Source organism: Deinococcus maricopensis DSM 21211 (assembly GCF_000186385.1).
In the GTDB taxonomy this organism is placed as follows: Bacteria; Deinococcota; Deinococci; order Deinococcales; family Deinococcaceae; genus Deinococcus_B; species Deinococcus_B maricopensis.
Genome location: NC_014958.1, coordinates 3,451,349 through 3,465,414, shown reverse-complemented (window position 1 = coordinate 3,465,414; position 14,066 = coordinate 3,451,349). Strand labels below are relative to the sequence as shown.

Sequence of the window (14,066 nt, the reverse complement as noted above, 5' to 3'; positions counted from 1 at the left end):
ATGAACATTCCATTACCTGAGTTGAGTCTCGTCGCGCTGATCGGGGCGTCGTCGAGTGGGAAGTCGAGGTTCGCCGCGCGGCACTTCCGCGCGCCGGAAGTGCTGTCAAGCGACGCGTTCCGCGCGCTGGTCGCGAACGACGAGAACGTGCTGGACGCGAACGAGGACGCGTTCGACAGCCTGTACTTCGTGGCCGGGAAACGCCTGGCGCGGGGGCTGCTGACGGTCGTGGACGCCACGAACGTGCAGCCGAGCGCGCGCAAACGCATCGTGGAGCTGGCGCGCGCGCATGACGTGCTGCCCGTCGCGGTGGTGCTGGACGTGGAGGAGGACGTGCTGGTGGCGCGGCACGAGGTGCGCGGTGACCGTCCGTTCGGGGCGGGCGTGGTGCGCGGGCACGCGCATGACCTGCGTCGGAGCGTCCGGAACCTGGAGAAGGAAGGCTTCCGGCACGTGTTCCACCTGCGCGGCGCGGCGGCGGTGGAAGCTGCGGTGGTGGAGCGGGTGCCGCTGTGGGTGAACCGGCGTGAGCTGAAGGGCCCGTTCGACATCATCGGGGACGTGCACGGCTGCCTGGAGGAACTGCGGGCGTTGCTCACCGCGCTCGGGTACGTCGTGGAGGACGACCTGCGCGTCACACCGCCGCCCGGGCGCACGGCGGTGTTCGTGGGCGACCTGGTGGACCGTGGGCCGGACGCGCCGGGTGTGCTGCGGCTCGTGATGGGTATGGTGCGCGCCGGAGCGGCGCTGTGCGTGCCCGGCAACCACGACGTGAAGCTGGAGCGGGCGCTGTCGGGGCGGCGCGTGCAGGCGACGCACGGCCTGGACCTCACCCTCGCGCAGCTGGAGGCGCAGCCGCCCGCGTTCCGCGCGGAGGTGCTGGACTTCCTGGGTGGCCTCGTGAGTCATTACGTCCTGGACGACGGGCGGCTGGTGGTGGCGCACGCGGGCCTGCCGGAGCGGTACCAGGGGCGCACGTCGGGCCGCGTGCGGGAGTTCGCGCTGTACGGCGACACCGAGGGCGTGGACGCGGCGGGGCTGCCGCTGCGCCGGGACTGGGCGGCGGACTACCGTGGTCGGGCGCTCGTCGTGTACGGGCACACGCCCGTGGCGGTGCCGCGCGCGCTGAACAACACCCTGAATGTGGACACCGGGTGCGTGTTCGGGGGGGCCCTGTCGGCCCTGCGGTACCCGGAGGGGGAGACGGTGGGCGTGCCGGCGCTGCGGGCGTACGCGGTGCCCGCGCGGCCGTTCAAGGCGCGGGAGGTGGCGGGCATCGAAGCGGCGGCGCCGCTGGTCGTCACGGACTTCCTCGGGAAGCAGGTGGTGGAGACGGGCCTGCTGGGCCGCGTGACGCTGCGCGAGGAGGAGACGGCGGGCGCGCTGGAGGTGCTGGGGCGCTTTGCGGTGGACCCGCGCTGGCTGGTGTACCTGCCGCCCACCATGAGCCCGTCAGAGACGAGCGTGGAAGCGGACGTGCTGGAACACCCGCGTGAGGCGTTCGCGCACTACCGGCGGTTGGGGGTGGCGCGCGTAGTGTGCGAAGAAAAGCACATGGGGTCACGCGCGGTGCTGGTCCTCGCGCGGGACGCGGCGGCGGCCGCGCGGCGGTTTGGCGTGGCGGACGGCCGCGCGGGCGTGGTGTATACCCGCACCGGGCGGGCGTTTTTCGACGCGGCGCTGGAAGCGGCGGTCGTGGAGCGCGCGCGCGCCGCCGTGCAGCGGGCGGGCCTGTGGGACGTGCTGGGCACCGACTGGGTGGTGCTGGACGCGGAGGTGCTGCCGTGGAGCCTGAAGGCAGAAGGCCTGATCCGCGAGCAGTACGCGGCGGTGGGCGCAGTGGCAAACGCGACGCTGCCGGCGGCGGTGGAGGCGCTGCAGGCCGCGTGCGCGCGCGGCCTGCAGGTGCAGGGCCTGCTGGAGCGCACGGCGGCGCGCGCGCAGGACGTAGGAGCGTACCGGGACGCGTACCGGCGGTACGTGCAGCGGGTCACGTCGGTGGCGGACGTGCGCGTGGCGCCCTTCCACCTGCTCGCCAGCGAGGGGGGGGTGCATATGGGGCAGCCGCACGCGTGGCACCTGGAGCAGCTCGCGCGCCTCGCGGAGGCCGCGCCGGACCTGTTCCTCGCCACGCGGCACACGGTCGTGGATCTCGGTGACGACGCGAGCGAGGCGGCCGCGACGCAGTGGTGGCTGGACCTCACGCGTGGGGGAGGGGAGGGCATGGTCGTGAAACCGGCGGCGTTCACGGCGCGCGGCCCGAAGGGGCTGCTGCAGCCGGCGCTGAAGGTGCGCGGGCGGGAGTACCTGCGGATCATCTACGGCGCGGAGTACACGCAGCCGGAGCACCTGGCGCGCCTGCGCGAGCGGCACCTGGGCGCGAAGCGCGCGCGGGCCTTGCGGGAGTTCGCGCTGGGCGTGGAGGGCCTGACGCGCTTTGTGGGTCGCGAGCCGTTGTGGCGCGTGCATCAGTGCGTGCTGGGCGTGCTGGCCTTCGAGACGGACCCGGTGGACCCGCGCCTCTGAGCGCATAGCCTTGACCGGCGGTGCATACTGCCCTATACTTATGACCATCAAAGCCCGCTCCGAGAGCGGGCTTTCTCTTTTGGGCTGCGTATACTCCCGTCATGCCTGACTTCCCGATGCATGTGGCCGTACCGGACGCCGTGCACGCTCTGGCGGCCCTGCTGCCCGACCCTGGTCTGGAGCGCGTGCCGCTGAGCGCGGCGTTCGGGCGGACGCTCGCCGCGGACCTCGACGCGCGGGTCAGCCACCCGTCCGCCACCGAAAGTGCGCTGGACGGCATCGCGTGCCGCGAGGCGGACACACTCGGCGCCACCGCCACTGCGGCCGTGGCCTTGCGGGTGGTCGGGGAGTCCCGCGCGGGCGCCCCCTTCACCGGGACGGTGGGCGCAGGGGAGTGCGTGCGCATCTACACGGGCGCGCCCGTCCCGACCGGCGCGGACGCCATCTGCCCGGTGGAGCAGCTCACGGGCGACGGCGACACCGTGCACCTGCAACGCCCCGCGAGCCCGCGCGACATCCGCCACGAGGGGAACGATTTTTGCGCGGGCGAGGTGGTCATGCGGGCCGGGGTGCGGCTCACGCCCGCCCGCGTGGCCCTCGCCGCGGCGCTCGGGCACGCCACCGTGCCGGTGCGCCGCCGCCTGCGCGTGGCGCTGCTGTCCACCGGCGACGAGGTGGTCGCGCCCGGCGAGCCGCTGCACGCCGGGCAGGTGTACGACAGCAACCGCTTCGGCCTGACGGGCCTGCTGCACGACGCCGGGTGCGACGTGCGCCCACTGGGCCGAGTGCCGGACGCCCCGGACGCGCTCGCCGCGCAGCTGGACGCCGTGGGCGGCGCGGACCTGCTGCTCACCAGCGGCGGCGTCAGCATGGGCCGCTACGACTTCATGCGTGACCTGCTGATCGAGCGGGGCCGCGTGCACTTCTGGAAGGTCCGCATGCGCCCCGGCGGGCCGGCCCTGCTGGGCGAGTGGCGGGGCCTGCCGGTGTTCGGCCTGCCCGGCAACCCCGTGAGCGCCCTCGTGGTGTTCCACGTGATTGCGCGGCCCGCCCTCACCGGCCAGCCCGCACGGACCGTGCGGCTGCGCGCCGCCACGCCGTTCCGCAGCCTGCCGGACAAGACCGCGTACTGGCGCGCCACCGTGGACGGCGCGCACGTGCACGAGTACGGCGCGCAGGGCAGCGGCGTCCTGCGGTCCCTGAGCGACACGGACGCCCTCGCGGTGCTGCCGGCCGGGTCGAGCGTGGGCGTGGGCGACGAGGTGGACGTTCTGCTGCTGTGACTCAGGCGTGCGCGGCGAGGGTCAGCAGCGCGGCCTGCAGGTGCGCGCGCACCTCGGGCGAGGCGATCAGGCCGTCCGCGCCGACATCCTGCCGCGCGAGCGGGAGGCGCCGGCACGCGGCCTCCACGACCCGCACGCCCGTGTACCCCAGGACCTTGCGCAGCGCCGCGTGCGCGTCCTCACCGCCCGTGGGGGCCGCCACGCCCGACACGTTGATCCACGCGGCGGGCCGGCCGTACGTCTCGCCGCCGCCCACGGTCCAGTCCAGCAGGTTCTTGAAGGCGCCCGGCAGGCCGCCCGCGTACTCCGGCGTGCAGAACAGCAGCGCGTCCGCGGCGCGCAGGCGCGCGCGGAAGGCTGCGACGGCGGGCGGGAGCGGGTCGTGATCGTCGTCCGGGTTGAAGTGCGGCAGCGCGCCCAGATCGTCTGACAGGACGGTGTGCAGGCCAGCGGGGGTGACCGCCTGCGCGGTGCGCAGCACGGCCGTGTTCGTGGAGTGGGCGCGCAGGCTCCCGGACAGCAGCAGGACGGTGGGGACGCTCGTCATGCTGCGGAGCGTACCGCGCGCCGGGCACCCCCGTTTAGAGGTTTGGCGCGGGGGTGTCCTGCACGGCCCCCGCGAGGCTCCAGCCGCTGAGAAGGGCCGCCTCGACGCGCGGGCCGTGCGGGTCGGGCGTGCACCAGTCGCCGCACCAGCCGAGGCGTAGGCCCGCGTCCCAGCCGTGCGGGTGCGGAAAGCGCCGGGTAGGCCGTGCGTACCGCCACAGGTGCGCGCTGACGTCCTGCACCGCCAGCGGTCCCGTGATGCCCTGCACCACCTGCAGCAGCGCGTAGGCGACCTCCTCGCGGGGGGCATTCAGGTGTGCGCGCGTCCAGTCCGGCGAGGCGTGCGCCACCAGGGCCGGCGGAGCGCCCGGGGCCCGCTTGGTGTGCTCGCGCGCCACCCACGTCACGGCGGGGTGGTCGGTGCGCAGCGCGGGCCAGTCCGCGCGGACATCCTCGCGCAGCGGGACGAGCAGCGCCCACACCGGCTCGAACTGCACGGCGTCGAGTGGCCCGCCCGCGTCGCCGAGTGGGACGCTTTCCAGCAGGGTCGCCAGTTGCGGGGCGGGCAGGTTGAGCAGCAGCGTGCGCGCCTCGCACACGTCCCCACCGGGCGTGAGGGCCCGCCAGCCGCTCGCGGTGCGCGTGATGGTCGTCACGTGCGTTTCCGTGGTGACGTTCAGGTCCGCGGCCATGTGCCGCCCGAGCGCGCTCATGCCGCGCGTGGGCGCGTAGCGTGCGTGGCCGTCGTCGGCCGGCGTGACGTGGCCGTCCTGCCAGGTGGGGAAGCCGTGCGTCCAGGCGCGCAGCCACCCTTCGCGCGTCCAGCCGTCCGCGAGGCGCGCGAGGCGTTCGCTGCGGGCCGTGAAGTACGGCGCGCCGTGGTCAAGGGCGGCGTGCTCGGTGCGGCGCGTGGCGGCGCGGCCGGACACGCCGCGGCTCTTGTCGAGCACGCGGACCTGCAGGCCCGCGCGGGCGAGGTCGCGGGCGCACGCGAGCCCGCCGAGGCCCGCGCCGATCATCAGGACGTCGGGGGTGGTCATGCGCGCAGGGTACCGCCGGTCGGGCGCACGGAACTGTCGTGTCGCGTGCGCTCGCATGAAGGGGCGTTCCGGCGCGGCTCACGCGCGTCCGCGCGGGCGGCGCTTACGGTGGGCGGAAGGAGGCCCCATGACGCACACCACGACCGCCGACCGCATTGACGAATTCTTCGAGGCCCAGACCTGGCCGGGCGCCCTCGCGGACGCCCTTCAGCCGCACGTGCAGGTGGTGGAGCGCGCCCTGCCGGACGCCGTGCACGGGCGCGGCCTGGGCCACCCGCTGCACCCCGCCATCGTGCACCTGCCGCTGGGCGGGTGGGTGGTGGCGGGCGTGCTGGACGCCGCCGGACATGACGAGGCTGCGGACCGGGCGCTCCTGATCGGCACGGTGGGCGCGGTGCCGACCATCGCGCTGGGGTGGCTGGACTGGGCGAACACGCGCGGCACCGCGCGGAACATCGGCGTGGTGCACGGCCTGCTCAACGAGACGGCGTTCACGCTGAACGTCGTCTCGTTGTGGGCGCGGGCGCGTGGGCAGCGCGGGCTGGGCCGCGCGCTGTCGAACACGGCGCTGGCGCTGTCCGGCGTGAGCGGCTTCCTGGGCGGGCACCTCGTGTACCATCACGGGCTGGGCGTCGGGCAGACGCTGGACCGACCGCAGGGCTGAGGCCGCGCGGGCGCGTCGGCGCCGCCTTCAGCGGCGCGGTGCGGGCTGCCCGTTCAGGCGCCGCAGCAGCAGGATCTGGCCCTGGTGCTGCGCTTCGTGCAGCGCGAGGTGCGCGAGCACGAACTCGGGCGTCACGTCGTACGGCGGGAGCGTCCGCACGCGGCGGTAGTCGTGCAGGGTCATCGTCCGGAAGGTGTCCATCAGCTGGGTCCGCACCCACGCCAGCCGCTCCAGTGCCCGGTCCAGCGCTTCCCCCTGCACGGGCGTGAGCTGTCCGGCGGTGGTGCGCACGTCCTGCGGGAACCAGACGGCGGCAGCTTCGGGGTAGTCCTCCTCGCGTACCTCGGCGTACAGCCAGTCGAGTTCGATGGCGGCGATGTGGTAGAGCAGCGTCCCGACGGTGTTCACGCCGGGTCCGGCGTCGGCGTCCGGGTCGAGGTCGCCCGTCAGGGCGTCTAGGGTGCGCTGCCGGGCTTCCTGCAGGGTCCACAGGGCGCGCGCGATGTCGGGTTCGGGGTGGAGGTCGTCGGAGACGAGGAGGTGTTTGCGCATCCCCTGCACGGTACGTCCGGGTGCGGGGGAGGGCATCCGGGTCATCGCTGAGGGCGGGTCGGCCATTCAGCCTGTTGCCTCCGGCCTGAGGGGCGGGTTCAGCCGCGCTGGACGACGAGGGGGCCGGCCGGGCCAAGCGTCACGCCGGGGCGCGGGGTCGGGTCGCCCTGGCAGGCGGTCAGGGGCGCGCCGAGCAGCGTGCGCAGGGCCTCGTCGAGCAGGAGGTGCGCGAGGTGCATGCCGAGGCACACGCGCTCGCCCCCGCCGAACGGCAGGTACGCCCAGGGCGGCGGGGCCTGCTCGAAGCGTTCCGGGCGGAACTGCGTGGGGGCACTCCAGAGGCCCGGGTCGCGGGCGCTCAGGTACGGGCTGTACAGCGCCAGCGTGCCGCGCGGCAGGTGCACGCCCTCGAAGGTGACGTCGCGGTGCAGGCGGCGGCTGCCCATCCAGCCGGGCGGGTAGAGCCGCAGCGTTTCCCGTACGGCGGGGCGCAGGCCTTCGGGGGTGAACCACTGCGGGTGCTGCGCGAGGTGCCAGATGGTCCACGCGAGGGTGTGCGTGGTGGTGTCGTGCCCGGCCGCGAGGCTGATGCGCGCTTCCTGCACGCCGCCGGGCAGCCGGGCAAGGTGCGCGAGGAGGTCGTCGCCGCCGTGCAGCAGGCGCCGCTCCGCGAGGCGGTTCAGTTCGCGGCGCACGCGGGCGAACAGGGCCGGGCGGGGCAGCGCGGGGGTGGGGAAGGGGTGGCGCAGGGGCGCGAGGAAGGCGTGCAGCAGGCCCTCGTCGAAGTCGCCGCTGAAATAGGCGGCATTCAACATCCGCAGGGTTACGCGGTCTGCCCAGGCGAGCGCGTCGAAGGGGCCCCGGGGGGGCTCGCCGTGCAGGGCCGCCTGTACGCGCGCCCGCAGGGCGGTCATGGCCTGCGGGCCGAAGGGGCGGTTCAGGTCCGCGCGGCGGGGCTTGTGCGCGGGGGCGTCCGTGAGGATGATGCCACCCGACAGGTACGGCACCATCCTCGAAAAGCTGCCCGCGCTGCGGAAGGTGTCGAGATCCGTCAGCAGCCGTTTGTTCCACGTGAAACACGACCCGACGACTGCCGGCACCCCGAACTGCAGCCGGAACATCGGCCCAAGGCGCGCGCCCTCCTCCAGCAGGGCCAGGGGGGCACGCGACCAGCGCAGCAGGTGCCCGGACCCCGGCAGCGCCGCGGGCGCGGGCAGGTCACGCCAGGAGCGCATCGTCCACCTCCAGCATCTCGCCGCCCAGGTCGTCGTACGGCAGGTCCAGCAGCGTGCCCGCACCGTTCCAGCCGCTCAGCATCGACAGGGGCACGCCGCCACCTGGGTGAACGGTGCCGCCCACCTGCGCGAGGTTCAGGACTCCCGCATGCCGCCACCCGGGGCGCAGGCTCCCCACCAGCCCGTGCGGCGCCCGCCCGTACAGTGCGCCCCCCTGGCCCGTCCGCGCGTACTCCCCCGGCCCGAGCGCCCGCCACGACGCCACCGGCAGCGGCAGCCGCGCCGCGAGCCGCGCCAGCAGGAACCGCGCGTACTCCTCGCGGTCGTGCACGGCCTCCGGGCGTGGCGGCGCGTTCACCAGCAGGAACGCCCGCTCGCCGTCCAGGTGCAGGTACAGCGTCGGGTCCGCCGGCAGGCGCCCGGCCTGCAGGTCCTGCCACTCCTGCGCGTACCGCTCCGGAAACAGCACGTGGTGCGCGCGGCCCAGGTCCTCACGTAGGCGCAGCTGCAGCGCGAACCCGCTCACGCCCCGCGCGGTCCGGGGCGCAGCGCGTCCCAGCAGCTGCGCCGTGAACGCCGTGTCCAGCGCGCTCACCCAGGCGTCCGCCGTGAACACGCCCGCCCGCGTGTGCGCCGCGACCACCCGCCCCCGCTCGGTCAGCAGGTGCTCCACGCGCGCGCCCCACTCGAACTGCACGCCCAGCGCGGCCGCGCGCGCCTGCAGCCGCGCCGCAAAGCCCAGCAGCCCCTGCTGACCCTCAAAGGGGTCGCGCAGGTGCCACACGCCGTGCCCGAGCTCCACCCACGCGATGTTGTGCAGCACCGCAGGCGCACGGTATGGGTTCGCGCCCAGGTACGTCGCGAAGCGCAGCCAGAACGGCGTGAGGTGCGGTCCCGACGTCACGAACTGCGCGAGCGTCCGGTGGGGCGCGGCGTTCAGGCCGCCCGTGCGGGCGTACCGCGCGAGCGCGAGCGGGGTGGGGGGCGGCGCGAACAGGAACGTCCGCGCCGCGTCCCGGAACATCGTCCGCGAGGCCCGCAGCAGCCGCAGGTACGCTGCGCCCTCCGACTGGCGGAGCTGTGCGAGCGTGCCGTCCAGTCCCTCCACCCGCACCGCGCCCGGCGCGAAGGTCCGCCCGTCTGGGTACGCGTACCGCGTGGTCGGCAGTGCCGCCTCCAGCGTCGGCGCTGGCAGGCCGGCGCGGGCGCTCAACGCCCGGAACACGTCCGGCATGGTCAGGACGGTCGGGCCGCTCGAGAAGTCCGCCTCGCCGAGCGCCGCCTTCCCGCCCGGGCGGTCCAGCGCGTCCAGCACCGTCACGTCCGCCCCGGCCAGCCGCAGCCGCAGCGCCGCCGCGAGCCCCGCGAAGCCTGCGCCCAGCACGACCACCTTCACGGGGCCCTCCGGCGCGGGTACGTGCGCCCCTTCCAGGCAGTCCGGCCCAGCAGGGCGCGCAGGTACACGGGCAGCGCCGCGAGCGGCGTGACCGGCATCAGCAGCGCCTCCGCGAGGTCCGCTGGGCGCGTGCGGCCCGCCACGGCGTTCGCCGCGACGCGCTCCAGCAGGGTCAGTGCTCCCAGCGCGGGCCGACCCGTCACCCACGGCAGCGTGTACACCGCCACGTGCCACGCCCACGACGCCGCCGCCAGCGCGCGCGAACCGCCGTGCGCCGCCACCAGCCCCTTCGCGAAGCCGCGCGTGGCCTCGCGGTACCCACCGTACATCCGCACGTGAATCAGGCCGCCGCCCAGTGCGAGCGCCAGCCGCCCGCCGCGCGCCTTCACGCGCGTGCCGAACCGCACGTCCTCCAGCACCTCCGCGCGCACGAGCGCGTGCCCGCCCAGGCGTCGGTACGCGCCCGCGCGGAACACCATCACCTGCCCGTTCGCGGCGCCCATGCTCGCCACCGGCCAGCGCAGCAGCGGCGCGGGCAGCAGCCCCAGCAGCACGTCGTCCACGAGCGGCACCAGCAGGCGCTCCCCGAGCGTGCGGGCATCCTGGCGCGGGTACACGCTCAGCAGGTGCGCGCCCGAGCATTCCAGCTCGTGCAGCACGGCGTGCAGCGCGCCCGGCGCCCAGGTCACGTCCGCGTCCGTGAACACCAGCACGTCGCCCGTCGCGGCCTGCGCGAGCTGCTGACACGCCCACGGCTTCCCGCACCACCCGTCCGGCAGGGCCGCGCCAGGCAGGACGCGCGCCCCGAGGGTCCGCGCCACGTCGGCGGTGCCGTCGGTGCTGCCATCGTCCAGCACGAGCACCTCGTGCGCGCCCTGCGCGAGCAGGCCCGGCAGGGTCCGGGGGAGGTTGTGCACCTCGTTGCGGGCCGGGACCAGCAGGCTGACGCGCGCGCCCGAACCGGGCCGCCCGCGCCTCAGGCGCGGGAACACCAGGGCGTTCACGGCCAGCACCGCCAGTTTGGTGAGCACGAACCCGCGCGTGAGCGTCCGGAACCACCGCGCGGCCGTCATGACCGCTCCCGCAGCAGGCGCGCAAGCAGGCGCCCCGGGCCGCTCAGGCGCTCGTGCTGGCTGCGCGCGCCGCCGGCCAGGCGCAGGTACCCGCCCGGGGGCGATTCGGGCGGCGCGGCGCGCAGATCCGCGTCCACCCGGCCGACGAGGGCCGCGAGCGCGCCGGGCAGGTCCGCGCCGGTGGAGGCGTGGCCGAACCGCACGTACGCTTCCGGCTGCTGCGCCCCCCGCAGGATCACGCGCGCCGCCACCGGCACCAGCGGCGCGCCCGCCCGCTCGGCGAGCCACGCCGCCCCCGGCTGCAGCGGCCCCGGCCCGCCCGTGGGGCGCAGTTCGCCCTCGGGGAACACGACCACCCAGTGGCCTGCCCGGAGGGCGCGCAGCGCCCCGCGCACCTCCCGCGCGCCAATCGCGCCTGCGCGCCGCAGGAACGGAAAGCGCGCCAGCTGCGCGTCCGTCATCATCACCGTCACGGCCTGCCCGACGCTCCACCCGGCAACCGCGAGCACGTACCCGTCCCACCAGCTATGGTGGGTGGGGGCGAGCAGCGCCCCGCCGTCCGGAAAGGGACCCGCCACCCACACGCCCCGTAGGCCCGTGCGGACCGCCCGCCTGATGTTCGCTTTCAGGCCCGCCGCCACGAGATCCACGCACTCACCCCCATCACGAGCAGGGTCACGGCGGCCTCCAGCGGGCGACCCAGCAGCAGCAGCCCGCCCGGCAGGAAGAACGCCTCCACCGCGTACGCCGCCGCGACGCCGCCGCGCGCGCCGCCCACGGCGGGCACCAGGCCGGGCGCGACGCGCCGCAGCGCGAGGACCAGCAGGGCGCCGATCACGCCCCACGCCACGAAGTTCTGCAGGGGCGCGCCCGCCCAGAGGCCCACCGGAGGCTGCGCCCACCCCTCGACCGTCACGCCGCGCAGCGTGTGCGCCGTCCACGTCCAGTAGCCCTGCGCGGTCATCAGCGGCTCCAGGCCCACGTCCCACGCGACCAGCAACAGGCCCGCCAGCCACGCCCGCCCGCGCGCGAGGTGCGCGGCGGCGAGCGTCAGCGCCCACCATCCGAGCGGCACGATGATCGGCACACCCAGCACCGTGACGCCCGGCGCGCCCGCGTACGAGTACGTCCCGAACGGGAAGCCGGTGCGGCTGCCGAGCACCTCCACCCCCAGGCCGGCGATCACCGCGAGGCCCGTGGCGGCCAGTGCGCGGCGCCGCCCGACGGCCCGCCACGCCCACGCGGTCGCGGCGAGCGCGAGGCACACGGTGCTGAGGGTGCCCAGCAGCGTGAACCCCGCCGGCCACAGCGGCACCGGTACCTTCAGCAGCGCGGACGCCGCGAGGAACGACGCCCAAGCGGGCGTCGTCCGCGCGAGGTGCCGGGCGCGCGCCCGCAGCAGCGCCCACCCCTCCGCCCAGCCGCCCGCGTCCCCCGCGAGCGCCCACGCGCCGCCCAGCGCCAGGCCGAGCACGATCAGCGCGGTGCCGGGCCCGGTCAGCCCGGCCAGTTTCAGCAGCAGCGCCCCCGTGAACGCCACGCCCAGGCCGAGCGCCGCGCCGCCCCACCGCACCCACGCGCGCGTCACGCTCGGCGCCACCCGCGTCTGGACAGGCTGTGCAGCAGCGCCCGCGCGGCGTTCCGCCCGGACGCGCCCATGATGCCGCCGCCCGGGTGCGTGCTCGCGCCCGTCAGGTACAGGTCGCGCACGCCCGGCCAGCGGTACTGGCTGGCGGCCATGAATGGCCGGAACGCGAACATCTGATCGAAGCCCATCTCAAGGTGCATCACGTTGCCGTGCACGAGGCCCATGTGGTCGTGCAGCCACTGCGGCGTCTGCACCAGCTCGCCGACGATGTTGTCGCGCGTGCCCGGCGCGAAATGCTCGAAGGCGTTCAGGATGCCTTCGCGCGCCTCCAGCTCCCGCTGCGCCCACGTGCCGCGCGCGAGCTGGAACGGGTAGTACTGCGCCCACAGCCACAGCACCTCCCCGCCGGGCGGAGCGAGGCTGTCGTCCACCGCCGAGAAGCTCATGGCGACGAGGGGTGGGTCGCGGGTGGGTTCGCCCGCGAGGTAGTCGCCGTACGCGCGCGCCAGCTGCCGCTCGTCGCGGATCAGCAGGCCCAGGCCGACGCGGCTCGCGGGTTCGTGGTGCACGCGGTAGCGCACCTGCTCTTTCAGGGCGAGCCGCAGGACCATCCCGAACCCGTTGCCCACGCGGACGTTGCGCGCCGCTTCCGGCACGTGCTCCGGCGGCAGCGCTCCGGCGGTGGCGAGCACGTGCGTGCCGCTCACGACGGCGCGCGCCGTGAAGCGCGACCCGTCCGCGAGTTCCACGCCCGTCGCGCGGCCCCGCTCCACCAGAATCCGTGACACGGCCGCGTTCAGGTGCACCTGCCCACCGTACGCCTCGATGGCGCGCGCCAGGGCGCGCGTGAGGCCTCCGGAGCCCCCGCGGGGGCGAGCGACGCCGCCCTCGTGGTACAGCGGGTGCCACAGCAGGAACGGCGCGCTGAGCGGCTCGGTCGGGGGCGGCCCGGACTGCGCCGCCATCCACGTGAGCGGCGCGCGCACGCGCTCCTCCGTGAAGTACTCGCGCGCGACGTCCCCGTACGGCCTAAGGATGCGCGCCAGTTGCGCCTGCATGCCCAGTTCGCCGCCGCTGCGGCGCATCATCTTGCCCATTTCGAGCGGGCTGGGCGCGCTCAGGAACAGATCGTTCACGGCGCGCGCGAACGGCGTCCAGTCGCGCATGAACCGCGCGTACGCGTCGCCCTGCCCGGGGAACAGCGTTTCCAGTTCGTGCGCGGTGCGGTCGGCGCTGCGGTGAATGAACCACGGTGTGTCGCCGTCGCTGCAGTGGAACAGCGGGTCGAGTTCGAGGTACTGCAGCCCGAACCGCGCGAGCTCCAGTTCCTGCACGACCGGGGTCATGCGGATCAGGATGTGCGCGCTGCCACCGTAGTCGAAGCGGTAGCCGGGCACGAGTTCCTCGGTGCTGACGGCGCCGCCGATCACGTGCCGCCGCTCGAACACGCCCACGCGGTACCCGGCCCGCGCGGCGTACGCGGCGGTCACCAGGGCGTTATGCCCGCCGCCCATCACGATCACGTCGTAGTCCACTGTTTGCGCCGCCTCTCGCGCCCGAGTCTACCGAGGGACGCCGGCGGGGAACGGTCAGATTTCCCGCAGGTGCGCGCCTAGGCGTAGTGGGCAGCAGGTCAGTCTATTCGGAAGGCCGCGCCGCGGCCACCGGAAGTGCGCCCTTCGGGCCGACGCGGGCCCTCTACATTTGAGAAGTATGAGAGCACTTGCCCTGCTGGCCCTGGCCCTGCTGTCCGCCCCCACCCTGGCCACAGCCCCCGGGCCCATGACGCCCGGCGACGCCACCGGCACCTGGCGAGGCTTCATCACCCGCCAGGACACCGGCACGCGCCACGTCGTCACCCTCACCCTCAAGGACAACGCCGTCCCCGGCAAGGTCATCGGCGGCATCGACTACCCCGGCCTGGGCTGCGGCGGCCAGCTGATCGCCGTGACCACCCAGGACCGTACCCTCGTCGTCCGCGAGAAACTCCGCTACGGCCTCGACCGCTGCGCCCCCGACACCCTGCTGTACCTGACGCCCGGCGACCCCAATACCCTCGACTACGCCGTCTACACCCCCCGCACCACCCTCAAGGACGCCCCCACCGAGGCAGACATCAACGGCCGCGGCGTCCTCAAACGCGCCCGCTGAACGCCACCCCAC

Annotated in this window: 13 protein-coding genes; 4 read left to right on the top strand and 9 right to left on the bottom strand. The window is 75.0% G+C overall.

Going from position 1 to position 14,066, the window contains the following annotated elements; genetic code table 11:
• Nucleotides 1–2,526 carry a polynucleotide kinase-phosphatase gene (locus tag DEIMA_RS16385; RefSeq protein ID WP_013558402.1) on the top strand — a complete coding sequence of 842 codons (2,526 nt, stop codon included), beginning with the start codon at nucleotides 1–3 and terminating at the stop codon, nucleotides 2,524–2,526.
• Between the two features lie 101 nt (nucleotides 2,527–2,627).
• Complete coding sequence (locus DEIMA_RS16380) at nucleotides 2,628–3,809, top strand: molybdopterin molybdotransferase MoeA (RefSeq protein ID WP_013558401.1); 1,182 nt, start codon at nucleotides 2,628–2,630, stop codon at nucleotides 3,807–3,809.
• A 1-nt stretch (nucleotide 3,810) separates the two neighbouring features.
• Here DEIMA_RS16380 and DEIMA_RS16375 read toward each other — a convergent pair whose 3' ends face one another.
• Complete coding sequence (locus DEIMA_RS16375) at nucleotides 3,811–4,356, bottom strand: NADPH-dependent FMN reductase (RefSeq protein ID WP_013558400.1); 546 nt, start codon at nucleotides 4,354–4,356, stop codon at nucleotides 3,811–3,813.
• 34 nt (nucleotides 4,357–4,390) lie between these two features.
• Nucleotides 4,391–5,395, bottom strand: coding sequence for an NAD(P)/FAD-dependent oxidoreductase (locus DEIMA_RS16370; protein WP_013558399.1), 1,005 nt, complete (start codon nucleotides 5,393–5,395; stop codon nucleotides 4,391–4,393).
• A 127-nt stretch (nucleotides 5,396–5,522) separates the two neighbouring features.
• Between DEIMA_RS16370 and DEIMA_RS16365 the strand changes: the two genes are divergently transcribed.
• Entirely contained in the window at nucleotides 5,523–6,059 is a 537-nt protein-coding gene (locus DEIMA_RS16365; RefSeq protein WP_013558398.1) for a DUF2231 domain-containing protein, read from the top strand.
• Nucleotides 6,060–6,086: 27 nt separating this feature from the next.
• Here the strand turns inward: DEIMA_RS16365 and DEIMA_RS16360 are convergent, their stop codons facing one another.
• The 7 genes from DEIMA_RS16360 to DEIMA_RS16330 all read right to left on the bottom strand — a co-directional run bounded on the left by DEIMA_RS16360 (nucleotide 6,087) and on the right by DEIMA_RS16330 (nucleotide 13,417).
• The gene (locus DEIMA_RS16360) at nucleotides 6,087–6,611 is read right to left on the bottom strand and encodes a DinB family protein (RefSeq protein ID WP_013558397.1); all 525 of its coding nucleotides are present in this window, start codon (nucleotides 6,609–6,611) and stop codon (nucleotides 6,087–6,089) included.
• A 98-nt stretch (nucleotides 6,612–6,709) separates the two neighbouring features.
• Nucleotides 6,710–7,846: a cytochrome P450 gene (locus DEIMA_RS16355; RefSeq protein ID WP_013558396.1), complete on the bottom strand. Its 1,137-nt coding sequence runs from the start codon at nucleotides 7,844–7,846 to the stop codon at nucleotides 6,710–6,712.
• A complete protein-coding gene (locus DEIMA_RS16350; protein WP_013558395.1) occupies nucleotides 7,830–9,242 on the bottom strand; it encodes a phytoene desaturase family protein in 1,413 nt (470 codons plus the stop codon). The genes DEIMA_RS16355 and DEIMA_RS16350 overlap by 17 nt, the downstream gene beginning before the upstream one ends.
• Entirely contained in the window at nucleotides 9,239–10,315 is a 1,077-nt protein-coding gene (locus DEIMA_RS16345; protein ID WP_013558394.1) for a glycosyltransferase family 2 protein, read from the bottom strand. Before DEIMA_RS16345 ends, DEIMA_RS16350 begins: the two co-directional genes overlap by 4 nt.
• Nucleotides 10,312–10,965: a lysophospholipid acyltransferase family protein gene (locus DEIMA_RS16340; protein WP_013558393.1), complete on the bottom strand. Its 654-nt coding sequence runs from the start codon at nucleotides 10,963–10,965 to the stop codon at nucleotides 10,312–10,314. The genes DEIMA_RS16345 and DEIMA_RS16340 overlap by 4 nt, the downstream gene beginning before the upstream one ends.
• Nucleotides 10,941–11,903, bottom strand: coding sequence for a carotenoid biosynthesis protein (locus DEIMA_RS16335; RefSeq protein ID WP_013558392.1), 963 nt, complete (start codon nucleotides 11,901–11,903; stop codon nucleotides 10,941–10,943). Before DEIMA_RS16335 ends, DEIMA_RS16340 begins: the two co-directional genes overlap by 25 nt.
• The gene (locus tag DEIMA_RS16330; protein WP_043817519.1) at nucleotides 11,900–13,417 is read right to left on the bottom strand and encodes a phytoene desaturase family protein; all 1,518 of its coding nucleotides are present in this window, start codon (nucleotides 13,415–13,417) and stop codon (nucleotides 11,900–11,902) included. Before DEIMA_RS16330 ends, DEIMA_RS16335 begins: the two co-directional genes overlap by 4 nt.
• A 199-nt stretch (nucleotides 13,418–13,616) precedes the next feature.
• Here DEIMA_RS16330 and DEIMA_RS16325 point away from each other — a divergent pair, with 199 nt between their 5' ends.
• Nucleotides 13,617–14,054, top strand: a complete 438-nt coding sequence (locus DEIMA_RS16325; RefSeq protein ID WP_013558390.1) for a hypothetical protein — start codon at nucleotides 13,617–13,619, stop codon at nucleotides 14,052–14,054.
• Nucleotides 14,055–14,066: the final 12 nt, after the last annotated feature.

What these genes read in the sequence shown, in the direction of transcription:
- DEIMA_RS16385 (WP_013558402.1), top strand. Translation starts at nt 1, where the DNA reads ATGAACATTCCATTACCTGAGTTGAGTCTCGTCGCGCTGATCGGGGCG.
- DEIMA_RS16380 (WP_013558401.1), top strand. Translation starts at nt 2,628, where the DNA reads ATGCCTGACTTCCCGATGCATGTGGCCGTACCGGACGCCGTGCACGCT.
- DEIMA_RS16375 (WP_013558400.1), bottom strand. Translation starts at nt 4,356, where the DNA reads ATGACGAGCGTCCCCACCGTCCTGCTGCTGTCCGGGAGCCTGCGCGCC.
- DEIMA_RS16370 (WP_013558399.1), bottom strand. Translation starts at nt 5,395, where the DNA reads ATGACCACCCCCGACGTCCTGATGATCGGCGCGGGCCTCGGCGGGCTC.
- DEIMA_RS16365 (WP_013558398.1), top strand. Translation starts at nt 5,523, where the DNA reads ATGACGCACACCACGACCGCCGACCGCATTGACGAATTCTTCGAGGCC.
- DEIMA_RS16360 (WP_013558397.1), bottom strand. Translation starts at nt 6,611, where the DNA reads ATGCGCAAACACCTCCTCGTCTCCGACGACCTCCACCCCGAACCCGAC.
- DEIMA_RS16355 (WP_013558396.1), bottom strand. Translation starts at nt 7,846, where the DNA reads ATGCGCTCCTGGCGTGACCTGCCCGCGCCCGCGGCGCTGCCGGGGTCC.
- DEIMA_RS16345 (WP_013558394.1), bottom strand. Translation starts at nt 10,315, where the DNA reads ATGACGGCCGCGCGGTGGTTCCGGACGCTCACGCGCGGGTTCGTGCTC.
- DEIMA_RS16330 (WP_043817519.1), bottom strand. Translation starts at nt 13,417, where the DNA reads ATGGGCGGCGGGCATAACGCCCTGGTGACCGCCGCGTACGCCGCGCGG.
- DEIMA_RS16325 (WP_013558390.1), top strand. Translation starts at nt 13,617, where the DNA reads ATGAGAGCACTTGCCCTGCTGGCCCTGGCCCTGCTGTCCGCCCCCACC.